This window comes from Massilia sp. YIM B02763, from assembly GCF_030412015.1.
GTDB lineage: Bacteria > Pseudomonadota > Gammaproteobacteria > Burkholderiales > Burkholderiaceae_D > Telluria.
This window is the reverse complement of record NZ_JASNRD010000005.1, coordinates 170,295-196,128: the sequence shown is the minus strand read 5'-3', so window position 1 is coordinate 196,128 and position 25,834 is coordinate 170,295. Positions and strand designations below refer to the sequence as shown.

22 protein-coding genes are annotated in these 25,834 nt (G+C 67.3%); 9 read left to right on the top strand and 13 right to left on the bottom strand.

Features of this window, described 5'->3' with window-relative positions; translation table 11 throughout:
- Positions 1 to 19: 19 nt before the first annotated feature.
- The 3 genes from deoC to xapA all read right to left on the bottom strand — a co-directional run bounded on the left by deoC (position 20) and on the right by xapA (position 3,178).
- Positions 20 to 976: a deoxyribose-phosphate aldolase gene (deoC, locus tag QPK32_RS09910; RefSeq protein ID WP_290412640.1), complete on the bottom strand. Its 957-nt coding sequence runs from the start codon at positions 974 to 976 to the stop codon at positions 20 to 22.
- Entirely contained in the window at positions 973 to 2,166 is a 1,194-nt protein-coding gene (locus QPK32_RS09905; RefSeq protein WP_290412639.1) for a phosphopentomutase, read from the bottom strand. Before QPK32_RS09905 ends, deoC begins: the two co-directional genes overlap by 4 nt.
- Before the next feature lie 160 nt (positions 2,167 to 2,326).
- Positions 2,327 to 3,178 carry a xanthosine phosphorylase gene (gene xapA, locus QPK32_RS09900; RefSeq protein ID WP_290412638.1) on the bottom strand — a complete coding sequence of 284 codons (852 nt, stop codon included), beginning with the start codon at positions 3,176 to 3,178 and terminating at the stop codon, positions 2,327 to 2,329.
- A 234-nt stretch (positions 3,179 to 3,412) separates the two neighbouring features.
- Between xapA and QPK32_RS09895 the strand changes: the two genes are divergently transcribed.
- The 3 genes from QPK32_RS09895 to QPK32_RS09885 are packed head-to-tail and all read left to right on the top strand — an operon-like array spanning position 3,413 to position 6,440.
- Positions 3,413 to 4,582 carry a PfkB family carbohydrate kinase gene (locus tag QPK32_RS09895; protein ID WP_290412637.1) on the top strand — a complete coding sequence of 390 codons (1,170 nt, stop codon included), beginning with the start codon at positions 3,413 to 3,415 and terminating at the stop codon, positions 4,580 to 4,582.
- 3 nt (positions 4,583 to 4,585) lie between these two features.
- Positions 4,586 to 5,506 carry a pseudouridine-5'-phosphate glycosidase gene (locus QPK32_RS09890; protein ID WP_290412636.1) on the top strand — a complete coding sequence of 307 codons (921 nt, stop codon included), beginning with the start codon at positions 4,586 to 4,588 and terminating at the stop codon, positions 5,504 to 5,506.
- Between the two features lie 31 nt (positions 5,507 to 5,537).
- Positions 5,538 to 6,440: a LysR family transcriptional regulator gene (locus QPK32_RS09885; RefSeq protein WP_290412635.1), complete on the top strand. Its 903-nt coding sequence runs from the start codon at positions 5,538 to 5,540 to the stop codon at positions 6,438 to 6,440.
- A 119-nt stretch (positions 6,441 to 6,559) separates the two neighbouring features.
- On the opposite strand, the gene pcp is transcribed toward QPK32_RS09885, so the two are convergent.
- The 3 genes from pcp to QPK32_RS09870 are packed head-to-tail and all read right to left on the bottom strand — an operon-like array spanning position 6,560 to position 8,919.
- Positions 6,560 to 7,246, bottom strand: a complete 687-nt coding sequence (pcp, locus tag QPK32_RS09880) for a pyroglutamyl-peptidase I (protein WP_290412634.1) — start codon at positions 7,244 to 7,246, stop codon at positions 6,560 to 6,562.
- 18 nt (positions 7,247 to 7,264) lie between these two features.
- Positions 7,265 to 8,221, bottom strand: a complete 957-nt coding sequence (locus tag QPK32_RS09875) for a DUF979 domain-containing protein (RefSeq protein WP_290412633.1) — start codon at positions 8,219 to 8,221, stop codon at positions 7,265 to 7,267.
- Positions 8,218 to 8,919 carry a DUF969 domain-containing protein gene (locus QPK32_RS09870; protein ID WP_290412632.1) on the bottom strand — a complete coding sequence of 234 codons (702 nt, stop codon included), beginning with the start codon at positions 8,917 to 8,919 and terminating at the stop codon, positions 8,218 to 8,220. Before QPK32_RS09870 ends, QPK32_RS09875 begins: the two co-directional genes overlap by 4 nt.
- Positions 8,920 to 9,136: 217 nt before the next feature.
- Between QPK32_RS09870 and QPK32_RS09865 the strand changes: the two genes are divergently transcribed.
- Positions 9,137 to 10,300: a hypothetical protein gene (locus tag QPK32_RS09865; protein ID WP_290412631.1), complete on the top strand. Its 1,164-nt coding sequence runs from the start codon at positions 9,137 to 9,139 to the stop codon at positions 10,298 to 10,300.
- Between the two features lie 83 nt (positions 10,301 to 10,383).
- Here the strand turns inward: QPK32_RS09865 and QPK32_RS09860 are convergent, their stop codons facing one another.
- From QPK32_RS09860 to QPK32_RS09850, 3 genes are all read right to left on the bottom strand, one after another.
- A complete protein-coding gene (locus tag QPK32_RS09860) occupies positions 10,384 to 10,686 on the bottom strand; it encodes a YciI-like protein (RefSeq protein ID WP_290412630.1) in 303 nt (100 codons plus the stop codon).
- A 58-nt stretch (positions 10,687 to 10,744) separates the two neighbouring features.
- The gene (locus QPK32_RS09855; RefSeq protein ID WP_290412629.1) at positions 10,745 to 11,866 is read right to left on the bottom strand and encodes a PEP-CTERM sorting domain-containing protein; all 1,122 of its coding nucleotides are present in this window, start codon (positions 11,864 to 11,866) and stop codon (positions 10,745 to 10,747) included.
- An 85-nt stretch (positions 11,867 to 11,951) separates the two neighbouring features.
- Positions 11,952 to 12,839 carry a hypothetical protein gene (locus tag QPK32_RS09850; RefSeq protein WP_290412628.1) on the bottom strand — a complete coding sequence of 296 codons (888 nt, stop codon included), beginning with the start codon at positions 12,837 to 12,839 and terminating at the stop codon, positions 11,952 to 11,954.
- 165 nt (positions 12,840 to 13,004) lie between these two features.
- On the opposite strand from QPK32_RS09850, the gene QPK32_RS09845 reads away from it, so the two are divergent.
- From QPK32_RS09845 to QPK32_RS09825, 5 genes are all read left to right on the top strand, one after another.
- Entirely contained in the window at positions 13,005 to 13,988 is a 984-nt protein-coding gene (locus QPK32_RS09845) for an alpha/beta hydrolase (RefSeq protein ID WP_290412627.1), read from the top strand.
- Positions 13,989 to 14,374: 386 nt separating this feature from the next.
- Positions 14,375 to 15,373, top strand: coding sequence for a BMP family protein (locus QPK32_RS09840; RefSeq protein ID WP_290412626.1), 999 nt, complete (start codon positions 14,375 to 14,377; stop codon positions 15,371 to 15,373).
- A 104-nt stretch (positions 15,374 to 15,477) separates the two neighbouring features.
- Complete coding sequence (locus QPK32_RS09835) at positions 15,478 to 17,007, top strand: ABC transporter ATP-binding protein (protein ID WP_290412625.1); 1,530 nt, start codon at positions 15,478 to 15,480, stop codon at positions 17,005 to 17,007.
- A 6-nt stretch (positions 17,008 to 17,013) separates the two neighbouring features.
- The gene (locus QPK32_RS09830; RefSeq protein WP_290412624.1) at positions 17,014 to 18,102 is read left to right on the top strand and encodes an ABC transporter permease; all 1,089 of its coding nucleotides are present in this window, start codon (positions 17,014 to 17,016) and stop codon (positions 18,100 to 18,102) included.
- A gap of 1 nt (position 18,103) precedes the next feature.
- Positions 18,104 to 19,069, top strand: coding sequence for an ABC transporter permease (locus QPK32_RS09825; protein ID WP_290412623.1), 966 nt, complete (start codon positions 18,104 to 18,106; stop codon positions 19,067 to 19,069).
- A gap of 66 nt (positions 19,070 to 19,135) precedes the next feature.
- Here QPK32_RS09825 and QPK32_RS09820 read toward each other — a convergent pair whose 3' ends face one another.
- The 4 genes from QPK32_RS09820 to QPK32_RS09805 form a co-directional block, all read right to left on the bottom strand.
- Positions 19,136 to 19,972 carry a MipA/OmpV family protein gene (locus QPK32_RS09820; RefSeq protein ID WP_290412622.1) on the bottom strand — a complete coding sequence of 279 codons (837 nt, stop codon included), beginning with the start codon at positions 19,970 to 19,972 and terminating at the stop codon, positions 19,136 to 19,138.
- 151 nt (positions 19,973 to 20,123) lie between these two features.
- Positions 20,124 to 21,176 carry a S1/P1 nuclease gene (locus QPK32_RS09815; protein WP_290412621.1) on the bottom strand — a complete coding sequence of 351 codons (1,053 nt, stop codon included), beginning with the start codon at positions 21,174 to 21,176 and terminating at the stop codon, positions 20,124 to 20,126.
- A 25-nt stretch (positions 21,177 to 21,201) separates the two neighbouring features.
- Complete coding sequence (locus tag QPK32_RS09810; protein WP_290412620.1) at positions 21,202 to 22,890, bottom strand: bifunctional UDP-sugar hydrolase/5'-nucleotidase; 1,689 nt, start codon at positions 22,888 to 22,890, stop codon at positions 21,202 to 21,204.
- Between the two features lie 111 nt (positions 22,891 to 23,001).
- A complete protein-coding gene (locus QPK32_RS09805) occupies positions 23,002 to 25,374 on the bottom strand; it encodes a TonB-dependent receptor (protein ID WP_290412619.1) in 2,373 nt (790 codons plus the stop codon).
- Positions 25,375 to 25,834 lie beyond the last annotated feature (460 nt).

Here is a 25,834-nt window from a genome sequence, read left to right as displayed (position 1 = left end):
TTTCCGGTGGTCTGCGTGTTCAAGGTTGCGCGTGGCGGTGGGCGGCCGAGTAGAAGCCCGTGACGTGGTGCTCGAGCTGGCGCTCGATGTCGGTCAGCAGGCTCGAGGCGCCGATGCGGAACAGGTGCGGCTGCAGCCATTCGTTGCCCAGCTCTTCCTTCATCACGGTCAGGTACTGCAGCGCCGACTTCGCGGTGGAGACGCCGCCGGCCGGCTTGTAGCCGACCATGAAACCGGTCTTTTCGTAGTACTCGCGGATCGCGCGCACCATCACCAGCGAGACGGGGATGGTCGCGTTCACGCCTTCCTTGCCCGTCGAGGTCTTGATGAAATCGGCGCCCGCCATCATGCAGACCCACGAAGCCTTGGCCACGTTTTCCAGCGTGACCAGGTCGCCGGTCGCGAGGATCGCCTTCACGTGGGCGTCGCCGCAAGCCTGGCGGTAGGCGACCATCTCGTCGTACAGCGCCTGCCAGTTGCCCGTCAGGACGTGCTGGCGGGTGATGACGATGTCGATCTCGGTGGCGCCGGCGGCCACCGACAGTTCGATCTCGCGCAGCTTGGTTTCCATGCTGGAGAGACCCGCCGGGAACGCGGTCGACACGGCGGCGATCGGCAGGCGGCCCTGCAGCACCTGCACGGCCGGCTGGATCATCTCGTGGTACACGCAGACGGCGCCCGTGGTCAGGTTCTCCAGGCCCAGCGCGTCCATCAGGTCGGCGCGCAGCGGGCGCATCGCCTTGCGGCACAGGCGCTCGACGCGGCCCGGGGTATCGTCGCCGGACAGCGTGGTCAGGTCGATGCACTGGATCGCCTTGACCAGCCAGGCCGCCTGGTAGTCCTTCTTGACGGTGCGGCGGTTCGCCAGGCTGGCGGCGCGGCGGTCGGCGGCGTTGCGGTTGACCTTCAGGTGGTTGATCCAGCCCAGGTCGAGGCCGACGGCCGTGTTACGTTTGAAATCGATAGGCTGGCTCATAGCAAGGCAGTTCCGTTAGCAAGGGGTTTGACGCCGAGGTGCTTGGCAAGCGTGGCGCCGATGTCGGAGAACGTGTCGGACACGGGCAGCTCGCGTGTCGGGGCGGCGGGGCCGAAGAACAGCACGGGGATGTGTTCGCGCGTGTGGTCGGAACCGGGCCAGGTCGGGTCGCAGCCGTGGTCGGCCGTGACGACCACCAGGTCGCCCTCCTTCAGCTTGGCCAGGAAGTCCGGCAGGCGCGCGTCCAGCTCGTGCAGGGCGTTCGAGTAGCCCGCGACGTCGCGGCGGTGGCCGAAGTGCATGTCGAAGTCGACGAAGTTCACGAAGGTGAGGGACTTGTCGCCCGCCTCGTCAGCCACTTCCAGCAAGCGGTCGAACAGCGCCATGTTGTCGGCGCCCTTGACCAGGCGCGTGACGCCCTGCCCCGCGAAGATGTCGCTGATCTTGCCCAGCGCGATGACCTCGCCGCCGGCGTCCTTGACGTGGTCCAGCAGCGTGGGCGCGATCGGCGGCACGGCGTAGTCGTGGCGGTTGCCGGTACGCTTGTAAACTCCGGCTTCGCCGGTAAACGGACGCGCGATCACGCGGCCGATGTTGTAGGGCTTGACCAGTTCATACGCGGCTTCGCACACCTGGTACAGGCGTTCCAGGCCGAAGTGTTCCTCGTGCGCGGCGATCTGCATCACCGAGTCGGCCGAGGTATAGATGATCGGCTTGCCGGTGGCGACGTGCTCGTCGCCGAGTTCCGTAATGATCGTCGTGCCCGATGCATGGCAGTTGCCCAGCCAGCCCGGCACGCCGGTCAACTCCTGCAGCTTGTCGGTCAGCTCTTGCGGGAAGGTCGGCACGGTCTTGGGGAAGTAGCCCCAGTCGAACAGCACGGGCACGCCGGCGATTTCCCAGTGGCCGCTCTGCGTGTCCTTGCCGGTCGACTGCTCGCGCGCGACGCCCCAGGCGCCGGTGAAGCCGTCGCGCCGGTCGAAGCCGGCCGGCCAGGCGCCGCTGGCCTTGTGCGCCGCCGCGCCCAGGCCGATTTGTTCCAGGTGCGGCAAGGACATCGGCTTGCCTGCGTCCGCGGCCCACTTGGCGATGTGGCCGAGGGTGTTGGCGCCTGCGTCGCCGTATTTCTCCGCGTCGGGCAAGGCGCCGAGGCCGAAGGAGTCAAGCAGGAGGATGAATGCGCGTGACATGTTTTTGTACTCGTCAGTTAGCACGTCATCCCCGCGAAGGCGGGGATCCATGCTGAGGTTCCGGCAATCGTGACAGTGAATAATCAGCTGACGTTTTCCGAGACTCGGCATGGGTTCCCGCCTTCGCGGGAACGACGGTTAGTTTAAGCAGCGGCTGAGGTTAAGCAGCGGTTGCGGTCTTGCCCAGTCGCTCGATGAAGCCATGGATCAGCGCCACCATGTCCTTGGCCGCGATGGCCGCGTACTTCAGCGTCTGCTCGTGCGACAGCGGGAACGGCGTCAGGCCCTCGGCCAGGTTGGTGATGGCGGAAAGGCCGGCCACCTTCAGGCCGCAGTGGCGCGCGGCGATCACTTCCGGCACCACCGACATGCCCACCACGTCGGCGCCCAGCGCCTTGAACGCGCGGATTTCGGCGGCGGTCTCGAAGTTCGGGCCCGGGCAGGCCAGGTACACGCCTTCGGCCAGCGTGATGCCCTTCTCTTCGGCGGTCGCCTTGACCAGCGCGCGCATGTCGGCGTCGTAGGCATTGGCCATGCTGAAGAAGCGCGGGCCGAAACGCTCGTCGTTCGGGCCGGCCATCGGGCTGCCCGGCAGCAGGTTGATGTGGTCGTTCAGGACGACGACGCTGCCCGCATCCACTTCCGGACGCAGCGAGCCGGCGGCATTGGTGACGAACAGCAGTTCGCAGCCGATCAATTTGAAGGTGCGCACGGCGGAGGTCATCACGCCCGGGCCGTAGCCTTCGTAGAAGTGGCCGCGGCCCTTCATGCACACGACCGGCACGCCGGCCAGCATGCCCAGCACCAGTTCGCCGGCGTGGCCGTGCACGGTGCTGATCGGGAAGCCCGGCAGGTCGGCATAGCTGATCGAGACGGCGTCCGTCATCTGCTCGGCCAGCACGCCGAGGCCGGAACCGAGGATCAGGGCCACGCGCGGCGTGAAGCCCGGCTTGCGGGCACGGATGACGTCGGCGGCTTCGAAGGGGGTGTTGCTGAACTGGTGAGTGGTCATGGTCGCAATGGGTCGAGGATGTGGTATGCCGGCCGGAACAGTGGGTTCCGGCGCATGGTCGTCAATGGATTTGGGGGAATTGCCGAACTATGCATTATCGCGGATTGGTATGGCAAATACCATTTTTCTGGACGATTTATACTTGAAAGATATAAATTACCCGTTTGCCCCAGCGTTGACGCTATTCAGACAATTGTCTAACATTAAAAACAAAAGTTTAACGCGGTTCCCCACGTGAGCGAATACTCTAAAAAACAACAATTGCTCGACTTGATACGGTCGAATCCGTTCATTGCGCAGCAGGACCTGGCGAACCAGCTGGGCTTGTCGCGCTCGGCCGTGGCCGGCCATATCGCCGGCCTGATCCGCGAGCGCAAGCTGCTCGGCCGCGCCTATGTGCTGCCGGACCGCCGGCCCGTCGTCTGCATCGGCGCCGCCAACCTGGACCGCAAGCTGCGCTCGCACGCGCTGCTCGCCATGGGCACCTCGAACCCGGCCACCCAGACCGAATCGTTCGGCGGCGTGGCGCGCAACATCGCCGAGAACCTGGCGCGCCTGGGCACCCCGGCGGCGCTGTTGACGGCGATCGGCGGCGACAGCGCGGGCGCCGCCCTGCTCGCCCATGCGGAGACGCTGGGCATCGACACGCGCGGCGCGCTGCGCCTGGAGAACATCTCGAGCGGCACCTACACGGCGCTACTGGACCAGAACGGCGAGATGGTCGTCGCACTGGCCGACATGGCGCTGTACGACCGCATCGACCCCGCCTTCGTGGCCGCGCGCCAGGCCCGGATCGCGGCGGCCGCGCTGCTCGTCGCCGACCTGAACCTGCCGCTCGACACCGTCGAGGCGCTCGTCGCGCAGGCGCGCCGCGCGGAGGTGCCGCTGGTGCTGGTCGCCGTGTCCGAACCCAAGATGGCGCGCCTGCCGCAGGACCTGTCCGGCGTGCGCCTGTTGATCCTGAACGCCGGCGAACTGGCCGCGCGCGTGGGCCGTCCGCTCGACGGCGACGCCGCGCTGGAAGCCGCCATGCGCGAGGTGCAGGCCCAGGGCGTGCGCGACCTGGTCGTCACGCGCGGCGCGCAGGGCGTGCTGGTCACGACCGGCACCACCACGGGCGGCACCACGGGCGGCACCACGGGCGGCGCCACCGGCGGCGCCATCGAGCGCCTGCAGGCGCCGCCGGCCGACGTGGTCGACGTCACGGGCGCCGGCGACGCCTTCGCGGCCGGCGTGTGCTGGTCGCTGGTACAGGGAGACGACGACCTGGTGCTGGCCTGCCGCCGCGGCCTGCAATTGTCGGCGCTGACGCTCGCCACGCCGGACACCGTACACCCGGCACTGACGCCCTCCAGCCTTGCCGACCTCGAACCGCAAGATACGCCATTCAACGAACAGGACTGATCCATGCAAGCCTACCTCCAATTCTCCCCCGAAGTGCAGGCCGCGCGCGCCGCCGGCAAGCCCGTCGTCGCCCTCGAGTCGACCATCATCTCGCACGGTATGCCGTATCCGCAGAACGTGCAGACCGCGCGCGAGGTCGAGCAGGTGATCCGCGACGCGGGCGCGGTGCCGGCCACCATCGCCCTCATCGACGGCAAGATCTGCGTCGGCCTGTCGAACGAACAGCTGGAGCTGCTGGGCCAGTCGAAGGATGCGCTGAAAGTCAGCCGGCGCGACCTGGCCTATGTGCTCGCGACGAAAAAGCTGGGCGCCACCACCGTCGCCGCCACCATGATCTGCGCGCGGCTGGCCGGCATCGAGGTGTTCGTCACGGGCGGCATCGGCGGCGTGCACCGCGGCGCCGAGACCAGCTTCGACATCTCGGCCGACCTGCAGGAACTGGCGCAGACCAGTGTGGCCGTCGTGTGCGCCGGCGTGAAGTCGATCCTCGACATCGGCCTGACGCTGGAATACCTGGAAACGCACGGCGTGCCGGTCGTCAGCGTGGGCCAGCCGGGCTTCCCCGCCTTCTTCACGCGCGAGAGCGGCTTCAACGCCGACTTCCAGCTCGACAGCCCGGAAGACCAGGCGCGCTTCATCCGCGCCAAGTGGCTGCTCGGCCTGGACGGCGGCGTGGTGGTCAGCAATCCGGTGCCGGAAGCGCACGCCATGCAAAACGACGAGATCGACGGCATCATCGCCCAGGCGCTGCGCGAGGCGGACGAACAGGGCGTCAAGGGCAAGGCCGTCACGCCCTTCCTGCTGGCGCGCATCAAGGAACTGACGGGCGGACGCAGCCTGGCGACGAACATCGCCCTCGTCAAGCACAACGCCCTCGTCGGCGCGCGCCTGGCCGTCGCGCTGGGCAAGACGGCCCACGAATAAAGACACGACGCAACCACGCGCGAATACGCCCATGTCGATCGACCTGAAGCAGTTGAAATACTTCCTGGCGGTGGCCGAAGAAAAAAGTTTCAGCCGCGCCGCCGAGCGCCTGCACATCTCGCAGCCGCCGCTGTCGCAGCAGATCATGAAGCTGGAGAGCGAACTCGGGGTGCGCCTGTTCGCGCGCACCACGCGCAGCTTCGAGCTGACGGTGGCCGGCAAGGCCTTGATGCACGAGGCGGCCGACCTGCTGGGCCGCATGCGCATGACCATCGACACCATCCGCCAGATCGACCGCGGCGAAGTCGGAAGGCTGCGCGTGGGCATCGTGGGCTCGGCGATGTGGGGGCCGATCCCGGGCTTGCTGGAACAGTTCCAGAGCCAGTATCCGCGCGTGACCTGGACCATCCACGAACTCGGGCCGAACGACCAGTGGGACGCGCTGCGCGCCAAGCAGATCGACGTGGGTTTCTGGCGCGAGCCGCGCGTCGACGACGACGCCCTGCGGCACGCCAGCCTGCGCCAGGAACTGGCGTTCCAGGAGAGCTTCTGCGTGGCCGTCAACGCGCGCCATCCGCTGGCGCAGCGGGAGGCCGTCGACCTGGCCGACATCGCGGGCGAGCCGATGCTGACGCTGCACCTGGACCAGTCGGCCGAGCCGCGCTACCTGATCCAGTGCTGCGTGGCCGCCGGCTTCCAGCCCACCATCTTCCAGGAAGCGGCCGAGCCGCAGACGCTGCTGGCCATGGTGGGTGCGGGCCTGGGCGTCGCGCTGATGCCGCAGACCACCAGCCGCATCGGCTGGCCGGGCGTGCGCTTCCTGCCGATCCGCGCCAATGCGCCGTCGGCCAACCTGTACATCACGTATCCGGTGCAGGACGATGCGCCGGTGGTCAGGGCGTTCTTGAACATCCTGCATCCGGCGGCGGAATGATTTCCCCGCTGGCTGAACGCGTGGACGGCACAGCCGTCCACCCTACCGAAGCCGGTACGCCGTCGTAGGGTGGACGGGTTCCCCGTCCACGCGTTCGACACCGTTCGCGCACCGCGACATCAATGCGTGGCGCCGCCCGCCTCCGCCACGTCCTCGTCGGCCGTGACGGCCACCTCGACGGCGATGCGCAGGCCGTCGACGATGTCCTTCAATGCCATCGACGGCGGACGCTCCGGGCGGTCGGCCGCCTGCTCGGGCAGGAAGGGCACGTGGATGAAGCCCGCCTTCAGGCTCGGCGAGCCGGCGGCATGGTGCATCAGGCCGTAGAACACGTGGTTGCACACGAAGGTGCCGGCCGTCTGCGAGACGCCGGCCGGGAAGCCGCGCAGGCGCAGCGCGCGCACGATGGCCTTGATCGGCAGCGTGCTGAAATAGGCGGCGGGGCCGTCGGCGATGATCGCGGTATCGACCGGTTGCGCTCCCGCATTGTCCACGATGGCGGCGTCGTCGACGTTGATCGCCACCCGCTCGACCGAGATCTCGGGACGGCCGCCGGCCTGTCCCACGGCGATCACGATGTCCGGTTGCACGGCCGCCACGGCTTCCAGCAGCGCGATGTTCACGCGCCCGAATTCGCAGGGCAGCTGGCGCGCCACCACCGTGAAGCCCGGCCCGGACCAGCCGTCGAGCGCGCGCGCCGCTTCCCAGGACGGATTGATGGCTGCGCCGTTGAAGGGCTCGAAGCCGGTCAGCAGGATGGTCTTGGCAGCGGCCGGTGCCGCGCTGGTGGAGGTCGTCGTCGTCATGTTTCGCTCATTCGTACATCAGTGGTGCATCAGGAAGTACAGCAGGAAGATGTTCGCGACGAGCACCGGCAGGGCGGTGGGCACCTGGGCCTTGATCACGGCGTGCTTGTCCGGCAGTTCCAGCAAGGCCGCCGGCACCACGTTGAAATTGGCCGCCATCGGCGTCATCAGGGTGCCGCAGTAGGCGCTGAACATGCCGATCGCGGCCATCACGGCCGGATTCGCATGGTAGCTGCCGACCAGCACCGGAATGCCGATCCCGCCCGCGATCACGGGGAAGGCCGCGAAGCCGTTGCCCATCACGACGGTAAATAATGCCATGCCGATGCAAAACGCGGCGCAGGCGACGAACGGCGAATCGAGCGGGATCGCCGTGGTGACGACGTGGGCGACCGCCTTGCCCACGCCCGCCTCGGCGAACAGCAGGCCCAGCACCGCCAGCATGTGCGGCAGCACCACGGCCCAGCCCATCGCGTCGACCAGGCGGCGCGCCTCGCGCACGCCCTGCCACGGGGTGGCGCGGGTGACCGCGCAGGCCAGCGCCAGCGCGGCCACGGTGCCGCAGCCCATGCTCACCAGCGTCAGGTTCTTCGGGTCGAGCAGCGGACGCAGGTCGAGCGTTGCGTCCTTGAGCAGCGTGGAACCGATCACCGTGACGACGGGAATCGCCAGCGCCGGCAGCAGCAGCTTGCCGCCCAGGCGCGCGCCGCCGGCGCGCCGCTCCTCTTCCGGCGGCACCGCGGCGCGTCCGGGCCGCACCAGGTTGCAGCCGGCGACGAGCGCCATCGCGATCATCAGCGCGCCCGCCGCCGCCGCCGGCAGCCGCTCTCCGGCCAGGTACAGCAAGGCGTACAGGCCCCAGAACAGCGCGGTCGTGAAGCGGCGCGGATTGGCGCGGTCGCGCAGGTTCATGACGGCGACGGCCGCGAACAGCAGGCCCACCAGCACGTAGAAAAGGTCGATCGAGACGATCATCGCGCCATCTCCCGGCGCAGGCGCGCGTCCAGCCGGCGCAGGTTCCAGGCGTGCACCACGAACGCGGTGACGGCCGTCGGGATGCCCCACAGCGCCATGTGCAGCGGATCGACCTCGATGCCTTCGGCGCGCAGGATGGTCTGCATCAGCACGATGGCGCCGAAGGCGACGAAGATGTCCTCGCCGAAGAACAGGCCGACGTTGTCGGTGGCCGCGCTCATCGCGCGGATGCGCAGGCGCTGCGCTTCGTCCAGCCTGCCGCCCCGTTGCCGCGCCGCTGCCTCGGCCGCCGCCTCGGCCATCGGCGCCACCAGCGGACGCACCATGTTCGGATGGCCGCCCAGGCTCGTCAGGCCGAACGCGGCCGCCGTCTCGCGCGCCAGCAGGTAGACGGTGAGCAGGCGCCCTGCCGTCGCCGAGCGCACCCGGGCGATGCGCGCTTGCGCGTACTCCTTCAGGCCGAAGCGCTCGAGCAGGCCGATCGCAGCCAGCGGCAACAACAGGATCAGCGGCAGGTTGCGGGTCTTGACGAAGGCGCTGCCCAGGGTCTCGAGGAGCTGCAGCGGGGCCATCGCGGCGGCCGCGCCGGTGACGCCGCAGGCGGCGACCACGACGAGCACCGGATGGGCGCGCAGCAGGAATCCGGCGACGACGACGGCGATGCCGAGCAGCGGCCACAGGTTGACGGCGGTATGCATGGGATGTCGACTGAGTTGTTGTTGCAAGAATATTACCTCAGTGCTTGATCCATCATGCATGAGCCGGCGCCGCGACCGTCGGCGGCGGCGGCGTCGCTTTTACGCCGGATCGCGCCGACCTGCACACGCCGGCTGGCGCATATTGAGCGCCCGCATGGTGCTCGCCGCCCCACACCGTAACCTCTTCCCGTCTTTGCTCATCGTTCCGGGACCGATCATGCGTGCCTTCACTTCCCTTTCTTCTCGGCTGTCGTCCTGCCTGCTGGCGACGGTCGTCGCTGCCGGCCTGAACGGTTGCGGCGGCGAAGTCGCCGTCGGCTTCGGCTGGCATTCCGGACCGCACTGGCCCGACCATCCGGACTGGCCCAGCTATCCCGACCGTCCGCAGGGCGCGACGGGCCTGTTTCCCATCGCCGGCGACATCTGCGGCCAGTGCGCCACCACGCGCGACGGCACGGGTTCCTACGCGCGCTTCAACGCGCCGCAAGGCATCGGCGCCGACAACGCCGGCAACCTGTACGTGGCGGAGCCGGCCAGCGCCGTCATCCGCAAGATCACGCCGGCAGGGGTCGTCACCACGCTGGCGGGCAGTCCGGGCGTCATCGGCTACGCGGATGCCCAGGGGGCGGCGGCGCGCTTCGACACGCCGACCCGGCTCACCACCGATGCGAGCGCCAACGTCTACCTGACGGACACGGGCAATTCCACCGTGCGCCGCATCACGTCCGGAGGCCTCGCCGGCACGGTGGCCGGCAGCGGCAGCTGCGGCAGCCTGGACGGCCGCGGCACGACGGCGCAGTTCTGCTCGCCGCGCGGCATCGCGCTCGACCGCCACGGCAACCTGTGGGTGGCCGACAGCGGCAACCATACGGTGCGCCGCATCGACCAGTCCGGCAACGTCAGCACCGTGGCCGGCAGCCCCGGCGTGTGCGGCAGCCGCGACGGCAAGGGCAGCCAGGCGCGCTTCTGCGATCCGCAGGACGTCGGCGTGGACCAGTGGGACAATGTGTACGTGGTCGACACGGGCAACTCGACCGTGCGCATGATCGACGAGGACGGCACCGTGACGACGCTGGCGGGCCAGGCGGGGCAATGCGGCAGCAACGACGGCAGCCCGGGCGTGTCGCGGCTGTGCGCGCCGTCCGGCATCGCCGTCGAGGGCAACGACCTGTACATCACGGACAGCGGCAATGCGACGGTGCGCCGCATCAATCTCGACAACGTTACCAGCACGGTCGCGGGGGTGCCGGGCCGCCAGGAGATCGTGCTGGGTGCCCTGCCCGGCGGCCTGGAGCGCCCGATCGGCATCACGCTGGCGCCGGACCGCTCGTTCGCGCTGACCACGCACAATATGGTGGTCAAGCTGCTGCCGGCGCGTTAGCGTGAGGCGCCAAGACGCGCGTGCGCAAATACCCGTCGTTGTTTGATGGTGTGTCAGCGTCCGCAGGCGTGGGTTGGCAGCCGCTACGCCGGCCGCACCGGCGTCGCCGCGTCCTTGCCGATGGCCGTGTTCCACTGGCGCACGCGCCAGCTTTTCACGAGTCCATGGGTAACGTAGGGGTCGGCCTTCGCGAAGCGTTCGGCCGCCTCCGGCGAATCGCCCGAGAACAGCAGCAGCGCGGTGTCGAACGGATCCGGCAGCGCGCCGGCGATCACGAGTTCGCCGCGGTCGTGGGCATCCCAGCCCAGTTTCAGGTGGGCGTCGCGGAATTCGCCGCGGCGTTCGAAATAGTCGTCGGACAGCTCATACATCAAGAGGTAGTGCACATGGTCTCCCGGACAGTGGTCGAAAACATGTCCAGTGTAGACCAACTCCGGCAACGCTTCAGGCCACCCTCCCGCGCCGGCCCGCCATCTCCGACAGCGCCAGCAATGCCAACCCGGCCAGCCCCGCCGCCAGCATGGCGACCGTGCCGGGTTCCGGCACCGGCACCAGCGGATCGAGGCGCAGCACGCCGCATACGCCCAGGCCGGCATTGCAGCCGTGGGCGGCAATCTGGCCGATATCGTTGATGCCGCGCGCATCGTCGATGCGCCAGCCGGACGCGGGATCGAGCAGCGCGTTCAGGTCCATCATCACGCCGTCGCGCCAGACGAAGGCCGTGTCGCTGATGGACGCATAGGTGCCGATGCCGACGACCATGCCGGTATCGTTCAGCGCCGTCGCGGCGGTGGAGCGGTTCGGGTACAGCGTGCCCAGGTCGATCATGGCGCCGTCCCGGTACAGGAAGGCGTGCGACAGGTGGCTGGCGTCGTCGGCGCCGCCGGCGACGACCCCGGCCCCGTTGATGGCGACGGCCCCCGCGTTGTTGCCGCCAAAGTCGCCGAGGTCCGTCATGACGCCGTTTTGCGAGAGGAAGGCGCGCGGCGCCGGATCGCCGGCGCGGTAGGCGATGCCGACGGCCTGGCCCGCATCGTTGACGTCCCAGGCCCGGCTGCTGCCGCCCAGCGTGCCGAGGTCGACCAGGCCACCCCGGCCGTCGAAGCCGGCGGCGTCCGGCGCGCAGCCGGCGCAGCTGGTGTCGCCGACGATGAAGCGGCCGGAGGCGCTGATGGCGCCGGCGCTGCTCGACAGCCGCGGCAAGGGCGCCAGGTCGATGACCTGGCCATTGCGGTACAGGGCCGCGTGCATCCACCCGTCGGCCGTCGCGGCGGCATAGGCGACGTCGCCGGCGTCGTCGATGTCGCCACCGTTGGTGTCAATGCCGCCGAGCGAGGGCAGCCAGCTCAGCGTGCCGCCGCGGTCGACGAAGGCCGCGGTGCCCCATCCGGACCGGATGCCGAGCACGTCGCCGCGGTTGTTGATCGCACGCGGTACCAGCTTGTCGCCGCCGGGCGCCAGCGTCAGGACCGGCACCACCTTATAGTCGGGCAAGGGTCCGGCCAGCGCGGCACCGCACAGCATCGCGACGATCAAGCCCGTTCCAGCACGCAAGCATCGATTCATGACGGCCTCCGACGGGGCAGGCGGCCCCTGGCGCGATCATACGCCGCATGCCGTCCGCGCCGTGTCGGCGGCACGCAACAACGCGTCAGTGTTCCTGATTGTCGGCGGCGCGCAGGGCAGCGGCCTTCGCCACGATGGCCGCCGCTTTCCGGCTCGCCTGCGCCACCTGGGCCGGACTCAAGTCCTTGCCGATGATGTGCAGGAACGGGCCGTTGAACGGGATCGCCTCCTGCTCGGTCACGCCGTCGAGCTTGACCATGATGTCGCGCATGGCCATGCCATAGGCCAGCGCGTCCTGGCGGCTGACGACGATGGCGGGATTGTCGAACAGCAGGCCGGTAAAGAGCAGGTAGAGGCCGGCCCAGCTGCCCTGCTCGGCGCGTCCCTGCGCCAGGGCGCTGACGCGCTCCTTCCATTCCCTGACGAGCGGATCGTCGGGGCGGGTCTGCAATGCGCTGGGGTCGCCGAACGGCCCCTGTTCCACCAGCGGCCCGAGCGCCTCGTCGATGCCGCCGCGCGCCGCCCGCTCCAGGTAATCGATGCGCGCCATCTTCATCCGCTCGGTCAGCGCGCCGCACCAGCGCGCGGGGTCGGCGATCGGCTCGGCCACGGCCGCGTCGAGCCGCATCGCCGGCTGCGGCAGGCGGCCGTCGCGTTGCCAGGCGATGCAGGCGTTCAGCAGCCACCAGGCGCGATAAGCGTCCATGGGTGCGGCGCTGGCCGCGAGGCCATCGAGGCGCTCGGCCAGCGTGGCGGCCGGCGGCGCCGTGGACGCGGCCGGCGCGACGGTCAGCCGGTCCGAGAACCATGCCGTCGGCGGCGCGGAAACGGACGCGGACCCGGGCGCCGCGACCGCGGGCACGCCCGCCGGATCCGTGCCGCCGGCATCGCGGCGCGCCAGGGATACGCCGAAATAAGCGCCCAGTCCGAGCCCGATGGCCAGTAGCGCCGCTGCCGTCTTCGTCCTTTCCACGCTTCCTCCTCATGCCTGGCGCCAGCCTAGCAAAGGGGATGGCCGCCAACAACGTGCGCGCTGTAACAAGCTGTTGCAGGAATACCAATCAGGTCGTTTTGTAGCCTATAGTCAACACTTCCGATGGGCAGCGCACGGAAAAACGGCGCGGCAGGCGTAGACTGAATGCATGAGCAAACGAGCGAGTACGAGATGAGCACGATGAGCACCCGGAACAAGATCGCCGCCGGCATGGCCGGCTTCGCCAGCATGGTCTGGCTGGGCCTGACGGCGGCCGTGGCCGCCAACCAGCGCCGCCTCGTCTTCAATCCCAACGTCGAGCGCGAGGTGCAGAGCCCGCGCAGCAGCGGCCACCGCACCCGCCCCGTCGTGCTGCGCGCCAAGGACGGCACGCGCCTGTCCGGCTGGCTGATGACGCCGCGCATCGCGGGCCGCCATCCGGCCGTCATCTATTTCGGCGGACGTTCCGAGGAAGTGTCCTGGGTCGTGCGCGACGCGGGCAAGCTGTTTCCCGACATGGCCGTGCTGGCCGTGAACTACCGCGGCTATGGCGAGTCGCATGGCGTGCCGGCCGAGATCCACATGGTCGAGGATGGCTGCATGCTGTTCGACTGGATGGCCGCGCGCGTCCACGTCGATCCGGACCGTATCGCCGTGGTCGGGCGCAGCCTCGGTTCCGGCGTGGCCGTGCAGGTCGCCAAGGAACGGCCCGCCCATTCCGTCGTGCTGATCACGCCCTACGACTCGATCGTCGCGATCGCCAAGCGCAAGTTCCGCGTGATGCCGGTCGAGTACATGCTGCGCCACCGCTTCGAGTCGATCAAGTACGCCCCCGCGCTCAAGGCGCCGACCTATGTGCTGCGCGCGGCCAGCGACGACATCGTGCCCCACTCGCACACCGACCAGCTGGTCGCCAAGCTGGCCACGCTGTGCGGCGACGACGTGGTGCCCGGTTCCGACCACCTGGACATCCCCTACCTGGAAGACACGCAGGCGCGCATCGCCCGCTTCCTCGCGACGCAGTTCGCCAGGCCGCTCGAGGCCGCCGCCGGCGGCACGCCCACGCTGCCGGCCATCCTCGAGACGGCGGCGGGCGTCGACGGCATCGTGCTGGCAAGCACGGCGCCGCTGGAAGAAGAACACCATTGACGCCGGATCGATGCTTGTTGGCGTCATTACGATGCCCAATATTTGTGGTTTTCCGTGAGAAAGTGCCAAAAGTTGTCGCCATTTATATTTCAACTAAATAAATTGCGAAGTAAAATCGAATTTGCCACGAGTAAACGGACTGATGCATAGTTGCCAAGCCGGACTGCGCTGACCGCCGCCATGCGGATGCGCGCGGCCCCTTGTGCCGGGTCCGCGTCCGGCCCCGACGCGATCTCCATCGCGACCACAGGACTTCTTCAGGGTTTGAGCGAGCCACCGGCGCCTGCGCCGCGGCCACGCCATTGCCTGCCGTTGCGAACGCCCGTGCAATGCCGCCCAACGCAACCGTTGTGCCGGTTACAATATAGGATTCCCAGGAGCACACCATGAGATTCAAGCAGTTCAGTATGGCGATCGCGGCCTTCTGCCTCGCCGGCGGCGCCGCTGCCGCTGCGATGCCCAGGTTCGCCGTCGTCTACGATGCTGGCGGCAAGTTCGACAAGTCGTTCAACCAGTCCGCGGCCGGGGGCGTCGAGCGCTTCAAGAAGGAAACCGGCCTGAACGTCTTCGAAGCCCAGGCCAGCAGCGATACCCAGGCCGAACAGGTGCTGCGTGCGCTGGCGCGCAAGAAGCTCGAGCTGATCGTGTCGATCGGTTTCTCCCAGACCCAGGCGGTGCAGAAGGTCGCGGCGGAATACCCGAAGGTGCACTTCGCGATCATCGACGGCAATGCCGTCGGCAAGAACATCAATTCGATCCTGTTCAAGGAACAGGAAGGCTCCTACCTGGTCGGCATCGCCGCGGCCATGGCCGCCAAGTCGGGCAAGGTCGGCTTCGTGGGCGGCATGGACATTCCGCTGATCCGCGCCTTCGCCTGCGGCTACGTGCAGGGCGCGAAGGCCGTCAATCCGAAGATCGAGGTGCAGCAGAACATGGTGGGCACCACCGCCGCGGCCTGGAACGACCCGGCCAAGGGCGGCGAGCTGGCCCGCGCCCAGTTCGACCGCGGCGCCGACGTGGTGTTCGCCGTGGCCGGCGGTTCCGGCCTGGGCGCGCTGCAGATGGCCAAGGCCAAGGGCAAGCTGGCGATCGGCGTGGACTCGAACCAGAACGACGTGCAGCCCGGCTTCGTCCTGACCTCGATGGTCAAGCAGGTCGGCAATGCCGCCTACGACGCCTTCACCCAGGCCAAGAACGGCCAGTTCCAGGCCGGCGTGAGCTACAAGGGCCTGAAGGAAGGCGGCGTCGACTGGGCGCTGGACAAGAACAACCGCGCCATCGTCCCGGCGGCGATGGAGCAGCGCGTGACGGCGGCCCGTGCCGACATCATCAGCGGCAAGATCAAGGTCGTCGACTATCGCGCGGCCGGTTCCTGCCCGCAGTAAGCGCATCGATTTACCCGTACCAAGAGGAAGCGCGCCGCGCCGGTCAGTCCGGCGCGGCGCGTTTTTTGAAAGCATGCATTCCCAACCAACGACAACAGACCGCTATGCAGCCAGCCGTAGAATTTCGCAACATTAGCAAAGCCTTCGGGGCGGTGCAGGCGAATGCCGACGTCAGCTTCGCGATCGCCAAGGGCTCGATCCACGGCGTGATCGGCGAGAACGGCGCCGGCAAGTCGACCCTGATGAGCATCCTGTACGGCTACTACAATGCCGACGGCGGCCAGGTGCTGATCGACGGCCAGCCGCAGGACATCCGCACCAGCCACGAGGCGATCGCCCTGGGCATCGGCATGGTGCACCAGCACTTCATGCTGGTCGAGAACATGACGGTGCTCGACAACGTCATGCTGGGCAACGAGGGCGGCATCAAGCTGGCCGCCAAGCGCGGCGAGGTCGAGGCGAAGCTGCGCGAGATCTGCGCGCGCTACCGCCTCGACGTCGACCCGCGCGCCACCGTGCACGACCTGTCGGTGGGCGCCCAGCAGCGCGTCGAGATCCTCAAGCAGATCTACCGCAGCGCCGAGATCCTGATCCTGGACGAGCCCACCGCCGTGCTGACGGCGCAGGAGACGGCGTCGCTGTTCGAGATCCTGCGGCTGTTCAAGGAACAGGGCAAGACCATCATCCTGATCACCCACAAGCTGCAGGAAATCATGGACATCACCGACGAAGTGACGGTGATGCGCGCCGGCCGCGTGGTGGGCGCCGTGCAGACCCGGGACACGTCGAAGGAGCAGCTAGCCAACATGATGGTCGGCCGCCCGATCCAGAGCGAGCTGCCGCGCGCGCCCTACAATCCGGGCGCCGAGGTGATGAAGGTGTCGAACCTGCAGCTGAAGGACGCCAACGGCGTCGCGCTGCTGTCCGACATCGACTTCACGCTGCGCGCGGGCGAGATCGTCGCCATCGCCGGCGTCTCGGGCAACGGCCAGAGCGAGCTGCTGGAGATCCTGTCGGGCATGCGCCTGCCGACCTCCGGCCGCGTCGAATTCCTCGGCAAGGAGCTGCCCTACGCCGGCCGCGCCAACGCCGACGGCCTGCCGGCCACCTTCCGCCAGCTGGGCATCGGCCACGTGCCGGAAGACCGCCTGCGCGACGGCGTGATCAAGGATTTCTCGGTCATGCAGAACACCGTGTTCGGCTACCAGGACGAGGTCAAGAACCGCGTCGGCCTGTTCGACTTCAAGAAGATCGCCCAGCGCTGCGCGGGCCTGATGCAGGCCTTCGACGTACGCCCCAACAATCCCGACCTGCGCATCGGCCTGCTCTCGGGCGGCAACCAGCAGAAGGTCGTGATCGCGCGCGAAGTCGCGGCCTGCCCGAAGCTGATGCTGGTGGGCCAGCCGACCCGCGGCGTCGACATCGGCACCATCGAAAGCATCCACACCCAGCTGCTGCGCCTGCGCGACGAAGGCGTGGCCATCCTGCTGTCCTCGGTGGAACTGGAAGAAGTGCGCGCGCTGGCCGACCGCATCATCGTGATGTCGGGCGGACGCATCACCGGCATCCTGCCGATCGACGAATTCGACACCACCCGCATCGGCCTCTTGATGGGCGGCTTGCACAAGTCCTGATCCGACATGAAAAAGACTGAACTACCTCGCTGGGCCACGGGTTTCGTCCTGCCCATCCTGAACCTGCTGTCGGCGCTGATCGTGGCCGGCTTCGTCATCCACCTGCTGGGCGAAAGCCCGACCGAATCGCTGGCGATCCTGTTCGACAGCGCGATCGTGAACCCGGAAGGCCTGGCCTACACGATGTTCTACGCATCGACCTTCATCTTCACCGGCCTGGCGGTCTCGATCGCCATGCAGGCGGGCCTGTTCAACATCGGCGCCGAAGGCCAGATGTACGTGGGCGGCCTGGGCCTGACGCTGGCCATGCTGGCGTTCGACGCCCACCTGCCCGGCTGGCTGCTGATCCCGGCCGGCATGGTCGGCGCCGCCCTGTTCGGCGCGCTGTGGGCCTTCCTGCCCGGCTACCTGCAGGCCAAGCGCGGCAGCCACGTGGTGGTCACGACCATCATGTTCAACTTCATCGCCGCCAGCCTGATGAACTACCTGATCATCAAGATGATCCCCGTGGGCGAACAGAACCCGGCCTCGCGCGTGTTCTCCAGCGCCGCCGAGCTGCCGCTGCTGAACGCCTGGTTCCCGGTGCTGGGCGACACCCCGCTCAACATCTGCTTCCTGCTGGCGATCGCCGCCCTGGTACTCTACCGCTTCGCCGTGTGGCGTTCGTCCTGGGGCTACAAGCTGCGCGCCACCGGCCTGAATGCCCACGCCGCCCACTACGCGGGCGTGCGCATCAGCCGCACCATCATCGTCGCGATGCTGGTCTCGGGCGCGCTGGCGGGCCTGGCCTCGGTCAACTCGATCCTCGGCTCGACCCACTACCTGTCGCTGAACTTCCCGGCCGGCGCCGGCTTCATCGGCATCGCGATCGCGCTGATGGGACGCCAGAACCCGCTCGGCATCTTCCTGTCCTCGGTGCTGTTCGGCGCGCTGATCCAGGGCGGCTTCGACCTGTCGCTGGAAAAACCGAACATCCCGCAGGAGACCTTCATCTTCATCCAGGGCCTGATCATCCTGTTCTGCGGCGCGATGGAAAACTTCTATGCGCCGGCCCTGCTGAAACTCATCAACCTCACGAGCAAGAAAGAGGCGTGACATGGAAGACTTCCACATCGCCAGCATCATCGTCTCCACCATCCGCAACGCGCCGGTCCTGATGTTCGCCGCCATGGCGGGCCTGTTCGCCGAACGTTCCGGCGTGGTGGACATCGGCCTGGAAGGCAAGATCCTCGCCTCGGCCTTCGTCTCGGCCGCCGTCGCCTATTCGACCCAGAACCCGTGGTACGGCATCCTCGCCGGCATCGCCGTGTCGGTGGCGCTGGCCATGGTGCAGGCCTTCGTCTCGATCACCCAGAAGGGCAACCAGCTGGTGTGCGGCATCGCGATCAACATCGCCATGAGCGGCCTGACCTTCGTGCTGGCGCAGTTCTTCTTCCAGCAGGGCGGCCGCACGCCGGACCTGGGCGGCGCGCGCCTGGCCGACGTGGTCCTGCCCGGCACCGCCGCGCTGGACAACATCCCCTTCATCGGCTGGCTGTACGGCCACGTGATCGGCAACCAGTCGATCCTCGTGTACCTGGCCTTCCTGCTGGTGCCCATCGTGCACTGGACCATCTACCACAGCCGCTTCGGCCTGCGCCTGCGCGCCTGCGGCGAGAACCCGCACGCGGCCGACGCGGCCGGCGTCTCGGTCGAGCGCACGCGCTACCTGGCGATGTTCGTCGCCGGCGTGCTGTGCTCGTTCTCGGGCGCCTACCTGGCCATCGTCCAGAGCGGCTTCTTCCTGCGCGACATGTCGGCCGGCGCCGGCTACCTGGCGCTGACGGCCCTCGTGTTCGGCAACTGGCGTCCCGTCTACACGGTGCTGGGCTGCCTGATGTTCGGCATGTTCGGCGCGATCCAGATCCAGCTCGAAGGCGTCGACCTGCCGGTGGTGGGACAGATTCCGGGTTCGCTGATCCAGATGATCCCGTACGTCGTGACGGTGCTGGTGCTGGCGGGCCTGATGGCCAAGTCGGTGGCGCCGAAGGCCATCGGCAAGCCGTTCGTCAAGTCGCGTTGATTCGAACGTGCGTCGAACGCGTGGACGGCTCTGCCGTCCACGCGTTCAAGCGGCTCCTTCCCACCATCACTCGTTGGAATACGCCGGCCGCTGCGACCGCGCGAACGTCCACGCCAATCCCACTCCCGCCGACGTCCCCGTCGACTTGCGCAGCAGCGGACTGTCCTCGTTCGCCGCGCCCGAATACGACTCCACCCGCACGAAGCCGAACAGGCGCACGTCCGGATTGACGCGCCAGGTGCCGCTCACGCCCGTCCGCACCAGCAGCAGGCCGGCATCGGCCCGATACGCGGGACGGTCGGGCGTCGCATACTGCGGCGCCACCTCGTAGAAATAGCGGTTGATGCGGCGGTCGCCGAACACGGCGCCCAGCTGCGCCTCCAGCGTCCAGCGCGCACCGTCGCCGCGCGTTTCCCACACGAGCCGCGGTTCCGTCGTCCAGCCCTGGCGGCGCAGCCCGCCCCGCCCTTCGATCACGGCGCGCAGCGGCAGTTCGGCGCGCAGGCGGCCCCGCTCGCCGAAGTCGGCGAACTTGTATTTCACGCGCGGGCCGAATTCGACCAGCGTGCCGAGGTCGGGCATGCCGCGGCGCGCGTCGACGTCGTCCGAGTGCGCGGGCAGCGCGCCGGAAAAGCCGATGTCGAACTCGACCCGGTCCGTGTTCAGCAGGCGCGCGCCGACGCCGTTCTGGTCGGCGCGCAGCACCTTGCCGCGGTAGAGGAAGTAAGGCAGCACCAGGCCGCGGTTGGAGCGGTCGTCGGCGCCGGGATAGGCGGGCATCGTCAGGGCGGCGGCGCCGATGCCGGCTTCCCAGAGGGGGAGCGTGCGTTGTTCGGCGGGTTCGGCGGCGGCGCTTGCCGAGGCGGCGAGCAGGATGGCGGCCAGGAGAAGTAGTTTCGGCATGATCGGCGTCGTGAAAGAGAGTCGCGATCATTCTACCGCCCGGAAAGCCGTCGCCCCCGCGCAGGCGGCGGCCCATTTGCGCGCGCCGCGTCGGTGCACGAGAAATTGGGCCCCTGCCTACGCAGGGGCGACGGTTGTTCAGGCGTTGCGCTTAGGGCCAGATCGCCTGCAGCAGCTCGGCCAGGTGGTAGCCGCCCTTGACGAGCTGGGTGCGCGCCAGCGCCGAACTGGGCACCGGGTAGTCCTTCGGCACTTCCAGCGTCCAGGTGTAGTAGGTCTCGCCCTTCTTGCTGGTCTGCGGCGTCAGCTTGCCGACGGTGACGCCCGCGTACGCCTGCTTGGAAGCGACCAGCGCATCGTCCGCCCACTGGTAGGCCCAGGTGATCGGCGCGCCCGTGTTCGGGGCCAGCCCGGGCTTGGAGTCGATCGCCCACTGCGCGAACTGGTCCGGCGTCTTCACGCGGTTGCGGCGGAAGGCGTAGTCGACGGTGGTGCTGTCCCAGTAGGAGTGGAAGGGCTTGGTCAGCGCCTTCGGCACGCCCGGCTTGACTTCCTTCGGCTCGCCCGGCGGGATGACGCCGGCGCTGATCTTCTCGAGCCAGTCCTCGTTCATCAGGAGGTTGTTGCCGCCGCGCGAATCGAAGACGGCCGTCTCGTCGATCTCGGCCGGCGTCTTCGGCACGACGAACTTGCCGTCCTTCGACACGAAGGCCGCGCCCACGTGCAGGGGCTGGTGGATGTCGCCGACCAGGTGGACGACGAGGATCAAGGCCTGGCGCTTGGTGAACTTGTGCGGGTTCGTCTCCGGCGTGTCCTTGCCCTGCAGGACGGAGATCGCCTGCTTCAGCGTCTGCACGATGTCGACGTCGGCCGTGCCGACCGCGCCGTCATGGTAGTGGTCGAGCTGGAACGGCACGTCGGTGTAGTGGTATTCGCTGTGGCGCGGATTGGCGTTCACGTACTCGATCATGTCCGGGGTCTGCGGACCGCACCAGTTGCCCTTGACGCAGTCGGGCCAGGTGGAGACGGACTGCAGGGTTTCGCCCTGCAGCAGGATGGCCTTGACCTGCTTTTCCGCGTCGCTACCCTTGAGCAGGCGGTCGGCGATGGCGCCCACGGCGCGGTGGCCGTCGGTGCCCCAGGCCAGCGCGCCCTGGGAGAAGAAGGCGCCGGCCAGGGCGATGGCGCAAGCGAGTTGTTTCATGATGGTTCCTCGGTTCGGTTGGTGTTCAACGCAGCTTCGTGATGGGCGACTGCGCCGCCACGCCCGCCGCACCCGTTTCCGGATGCTGCTTCAGGAAGGCGATCAGCGCATCGAGGTCGGCGATGCCCGTGTCCTTGCGATTGGTTCCTTGCGCGAACATCGGGAAGCCGTCGCCGCCCTCGGCCAGGAAGTTGTTGGCGACGACGCGGTAGGTCCGCTTGTCCTCGACCGCCTTGCCGTCGACCTTGAGGCTGCCCGGCACGATGCGGCTGCCCTTGGGGCGGGTGCTGTCCCACTGGTAGGCCAGGTTGCGCGACGCCCCCAGCGTGGTCGAACCTTCCTTGCGGTCCCACTGCTGTTCCAGCAGCGTGCGCAGCTGCGCGCCCGTCAGGTCCATCACGACCAGGGTATTGTTGAACGGGGACACGGCCTGGGCCTGGCCGAACGTGACGGCGCCGCCGTCTCCCGACTGCAGGTCGTTGCGCATGCCGCCCGGGTTCACGAAGCCGACCTGCGCGCCCTGCCCGCGCGCGGCGGCCAGGGCGGCATCGGCGACCACGCCGCCCAGCACCGACTGGCCGGCATCGTTCTGCTTGCGGGTGACCAGCGGCGCGGCGATGCGCGCCACTTCCTTGTCGAGCACGGCCTGGCTGCGCGCGCGCACGTCCTTCAGCCATGCGGTCAATTGCGCATCGGGGGTGAAGGCGCCCGGCGCCATCACGACGTTGCGCACGTCGATGTCCTCGACGGTGCCGCTGACGGGGTCGACCTTCATCTTGATGCGCGACAGCAGGTGGCCGTAGGCATCGCCTTGGGTCACGACGCGGCCGTCGACCTTGCACAGGTAACCCTTGTGCGAGTGGCCCGAGATGACCAGGCGGATGGCCGGATCGAGGCGCTTGACGATGCCGACGATCGGGCCTTCGAGGCCGTCGCAATACACTTTGTCGAACGGTTCGCCCGTATGGCCGCCTTCGTGGATCAGCACGATGAAGACCTGGGCGCCCGCCGCGCGCATCGCGGGCAGCTGGGCATTGATGGCATCCGCCTCGTCGCCGAACGCCAGGCCGCGCACGCCCGACGAGGTGACGACCGACGGCACGCCCTTCAGCACGGCGCCCACCAGGCCGACCTTGACGCCCTTGACGTCGACGACGCGCCAGGCCGGCACGAGGGTCTTGCCGGTCTCGGTATCGGTCACGTTGGCGGCCAGGTAGGTATAGCCGGCGCCCTTGAAGCGCTGGTCGTAGCGGCAGGCTTTTTCAGGACGCGGCGAATCGCAGCCGCCGTGCTGCTGGCGCAGCAGTTCCTTCTTGCCCGGGTCGAATTCGTGGTTGCCCAGCGAGCTGGCGGCCAGGCCGATGCGGTCCATGGCGGCCAGCGTCGGCTCGTCGGCGAACAGGCCGGACAGCGCCGGGCTGGCGCCGATCAGATCGCCGGCGGCGACCAGCAAGGTGTCCTTGTCTTCCTGGCGGAACGCCTGCATGGCGCCGCCGATCAGGTCGATGCCGCCGGCCTGGATGGTCACGGGCTCCTTGCCACCCGGCGGCGTGTAGGTGTAGCGGGTCGGTTCCAGGTTGCCGTGGAAGTCGTTCAGGGCGACCAGGTTGATCTCGACCGGCGCGGGAGCCGTCGATTGGCGGGATGCCGGCGTCGTGCAAGCAGCCAGCAGCAGGGCCAGCGCAGCGCTGGAGACAAGGGTGCGGGAGAACATTCGGTAAATACTTTTCGAAGTTGAAAGTAAAAGCGGGCCCGAAGGCCCGCTGAATGACGCATTCTACGCTGCCGGGGACGCTACATCCATCCCCGGCCGGCGCGGTACGGCTTAGAAGTCGACCGACAGGGTGGCCGACACGAAGCGCGGCGCGCCCGCGTAGTAGAACACGTTCTTCGCAGCGTAGGTACCGTAGGCGCGGGCGTTGGTCACGCTCTGCGACGACGGGTTGTAGTACTCCTTGCTGAAGATGTTGCTGGCGTTGAAGGTGATCTTCGGATTCTTCGCATAGCCCCAGTCGGCGAACTTGTAGCCGCCGTCGATACCGAACAGGGTGTAGCCCGGGACGGTTTCGTCGTTGGTCAGCGTGGCCTGCTGCTTGCTGGTGGCCTTGCCGGTCAGGCGCGCCCAGAACGGACCGTTCTCGTACTGGATCGAGATGCCGGCCTTCTGCTTCGGTGCCAGCGGGAACTCGTTGCCGGCGGTCGGCAGGAACTGGTTGGTGCCGACTTGCAGGTTCTGCTTGACCTCGGTGTGGAGGTAGCCGTACGAGACGTAGGCCGACCAGCCGTTGATCGGGGTGTTGCCCGCTTCGACTTCGAAGCCGTAGTTCTTGACCTTGCCCACGTTGGTGGTCGAGCTCAGCTGGCTGATCGGGTCGAAGGCGGTCGCCATGCGGTCGCGGAAGTCCGTCGCGTAGACGTCGAAGGTACCGATCCAGGACTTGGCCTGGTGGCGGATACCGGCGTCGAAGCTGTACGATTTCTCCGGCTTGACGTCGTTGGTGATCGTGACCTGGCCGGTCTTCTGGTTCACCGTGATGTTGCCGTTGGTGGTCGCGTACACGAAGTTGCCCGGGGCCTTCATGTTCTTGGCCAGCGAAGCGTACAGCTGGTCTTCGTTGGTCAGGTTGTAGCGGATGCCCAGCTGCGGCAGCACGTCGTCATAGGTGCGCTTGACCTGGTACATCACGTTCGCGCCCGTGCCTTCGTTCGGGAAGTTCTTGAAGTCGCGCTTGATGTGCGGGGTGCGCAGGCCGACGTTGATGCTCAGGCGGTCGTCCAGGAACGAGATGGTGTCCTGCACGAAGGCCTGGTAGGCGGTCGACGTCGTCTTCCAGTCGCGGCCCTGGTACAGGCTGCCGTTGGCGCGCTGGATGCGGTCTTCGTCGATCCAGATGTCCGACATGTTGCCGGCATTGTCCACGCTCACGGCAGGCTGGGTCTGCTGGTGGCTGGCGCGCTCGTACCACACGCCGGCGAGGACGTTGTGGTTGGCGACGGTCCAGTTGACCGAGGTGGTCACGCCCGGACGGCTGGTCTGGGTGACGCTGGCGCTGCCGACGATGACGCTGTCGAGCTTGTCGCCGTCGCCGTTCAGGTCGACGCCGCCGCCGATCAGGCCGGTGGCTTCCGACAGCAGCTTCTGCTGGGTGCCGCCGTTACCGAAGCCGTACCAGTAGTAAGGCACGATCTTCAGGTCGAGGTTGTCCGCCAGGCGGAACTTGGCGGTGGCCGAGGCGATGGCGTTCTTGAACGGGTTGTTGGCCAGCTTGTAGTAGGCCGGCGACTGGTTGACGTCGGCGTCCGCCTTGCCCGGGGTCGGGGTCTTGTGGCCGGCGAAGGTCGGCGCGAAGTCGTAGTAGTAGCCGTACTTGGCGAAGTCGGCGCGCGAGTAGCTCTGGAAGTTGTTGTTCTTCGCTTCGTTCCACAGGATCGTGGCGTGGATGTAGTTGAAGCGGTCCCAGTCGTAGTTGTAGCCGGCGTCGATGTGGTTACGCTGGGCTTCGCCCTCGCCTTTCCACTTGTCCGACTTGGCGCGCGAGACCGAGATGAAGGCCTTCGATTTGCCGCCCGGCAGCAGGCCGGTGTCGTAGCGGACATAGCTCTTGTACATGTTCAGCTGACCGAAGGTCTGCATGAAGCGCACGCGCTGCTTGTCTTCCGGGTTGCAGGTCACGATGCCGAAGTTACCGCCCGATGCGCCCACTTGCGGCGAGTCGACGTCGGTCGAACCCTGGGTCACGAAGGTCGAGCAGGTGTTTTCCTGGTCGACGTATTCCTGCGGGTAGATCGAGAACGAACCCGAGTCGTTGACCGGCACGCCGTTGATGGTGGCGCCGATCTGGTCGCTGTTGAAGCCGCGCAGGGTCAGGCCGCCGCCGAACAGGCCGGTCGCGTCGTAGTTGAAGCTGTTCACCGACGGCAGCAGTTCCAGCGCCTGGTAGGCGTTACCGGTCGGACGCTGCTTTTCCAGCTCCTGTGCGGTAATGGTCGAACGTGCTTTCGGCGCATCTTCCAACACCATCAAACCCATACCCGTCTTCTTGCCGGTGATGACCACTTCGCGCATCTGGCCTGCGTCGGCGTCGGTCTTCTGCGTGGCAGTCTGGGCATGCGCCGCGGTCGCCAGGCATGCCATGTGGCATGCGACGGCGATCAGGCTCAAGCGCAGCTTGGGTTGGTGGTTAAAAGCGGATTGCATCGAGAACTCCCTAGAGTTTATTGTAAAAATTTCAACAGCAGCTATATTCTTGCAACTTCTGCTTTTGAAGCATATGCATGCTTCAAAAAAACAAAAAACGGTAGTGTAGAGGACGGATATTTCAGGTTGATGACCGATCAGCATGTGGGTGCTCGTTCTCGCCGATCCGGCGGAGCAGGAAAATCTTGCTAATTTTTCCAGCTCCAGCGCTCGATCATGCATGAGCCCTTCATGCCTGACAAATATGTTTTCCTTTAAGCATTTATACGGAATATGTATAAATCAACGAGGAAAACCAACTTTGTTTTTCAACTCTTTTGTGCACTGCACTACGTAAACCGACGGCGCGATTATAGATGAGGCATGCTTTTGCGAAATTTTTTTGCTACTTTTTTAAGCACCGATGGTGAGAAAGCGTGATTTTTGTCGCGCCGTCACCACAGCAGTTACAAGCGGGAGA

Coding starts and splice junctions, on each gene's coding strand:
- QPK32_RS09830 (WP_290412624.1), top strand. CDS start 17,014: ATGAAAAAGACTGAACTACCTCGCTGGGCCACGGGTTTCGTCCTGCCC.
- QPK32_RS09810 (WP_290412620.1), bottom strand. CDS start 22,890: ATGTTCTCCCGCACCCTTGTCTCCAGCGCTGCGCTGGCCCTGCTGCTG.
- QPK32_RS09885 (WP_290412635.1), top strand. CDS start 5,538: ATGTCGATCGACCTGAAGCAGTTGAAATACTTCCTGGCGGTGGCCGAA.
- QPK32_RS09815 (WP_290412621.1), bottom strand. CDS start 21,176: ATGAAACAACTCGCTTGCGCCATCGCCCTGGCCGGCGCCTTCTTCTCC.
- QPK32_RS09820 (WP_290412622.1), bottom strand. CDS start 19,972: ATGCCGAAACTACTTCTCCTGGCCGCCATCCTGCTCGCCGCCTCGGCA.
- QPK32_RS09840 (WP_290412626.1), top strand. CDS start 14,375: ATGAGATTCAAGCAGTTCAGTATGGCGATCGCGGCCTTCTGCCTCGCC.
- QPK32_RS09835 (WP_290412625.1), top strand. CDS start 15,478: ATGCAGCCAGCCGTAGAATTTCGCAACATTAGCAAAGCCTTCGGGGCG.
- QPK32_RS09865 (WP_290412631.1), top strand. CDS start 9,137: ATGCGTGCCTTCACTTCCCTTTCTTCTCGGCTGTCGTCCTGCCTGCTG.
- pcp (WP_290412634.1), bottom strand. CDS start 7,246: ATGACGACGACGACCTCCACCAGCGCGGCACCGGCCGCTGCCAAGACC.
- deoC (WP_290412640.1), bottom strand. CDS start 976: ATGAGCCAGCCTATCGATTTCAAACGTAACACGGCCGTCGGCCTCGAC.
- QPK32_RS09805 (WP_290412619.1), bottom strand. CDS start 25,374: ATGCAATCCGCTTTTAACCACCAACCCAAGCTGCGCTTGAGCCTGATC.
- QPK32_RS09905 (WP_290412639.1), bottom strand. CDS start 2,166: ATGTCACGCGCATTCATCCTCCTGCTTGACTCCTTCGGCCTCGGCGCC.
- QPK32_RS09890 (WP_290412636.1), top strand. CDS start 4,586: ATGCAAGCCTACCTCCAATTCTCCCCCGAAGTGCAGGCCGCGCGCGCC.
- QPK32_RS09870 (WP_290412632.1), bottom strand. CDS start 8,919: ATGCATACCGCCGTCAACCTGTGGCCGCTGCTCGGCATCGCCGTCGTC.
- xapA (WP_290412638.1), bottom strand. CDS start 3,178: ATGACCACTCACCAGTTCAGCAACACCCCCTTCGAAGCCGCCGACGTC.
- QPK32_RS09855 (WP_290412629.1), bottom strand. CDS start 11,866: ATGAATCGATGCTTGCGTGCTGGAACGGGCTTGATCGTCGCGATGCTG.
- QPK32_RS09875 (WP_290412633.1), bottom strand. CDS start 8,221: ATGATCGTCTCGATCGACCTTTTCTACGTGCTGGTGGGCCTGCTGTTC.
- QPK32_RS09845 (WP_290412627.1), top strand. CDS start 13,005: ATGCATGAGCAAACGAGCGAGTACGAGATGAGCACGATGAGCACCCGG.
- QPK32_RS09825 (WP_290412623.1), top strand. CDS start 18,104: ATGGAAGACTTCCACATCGCCAGCATCATCGTCTCCACCATCCGCAAC.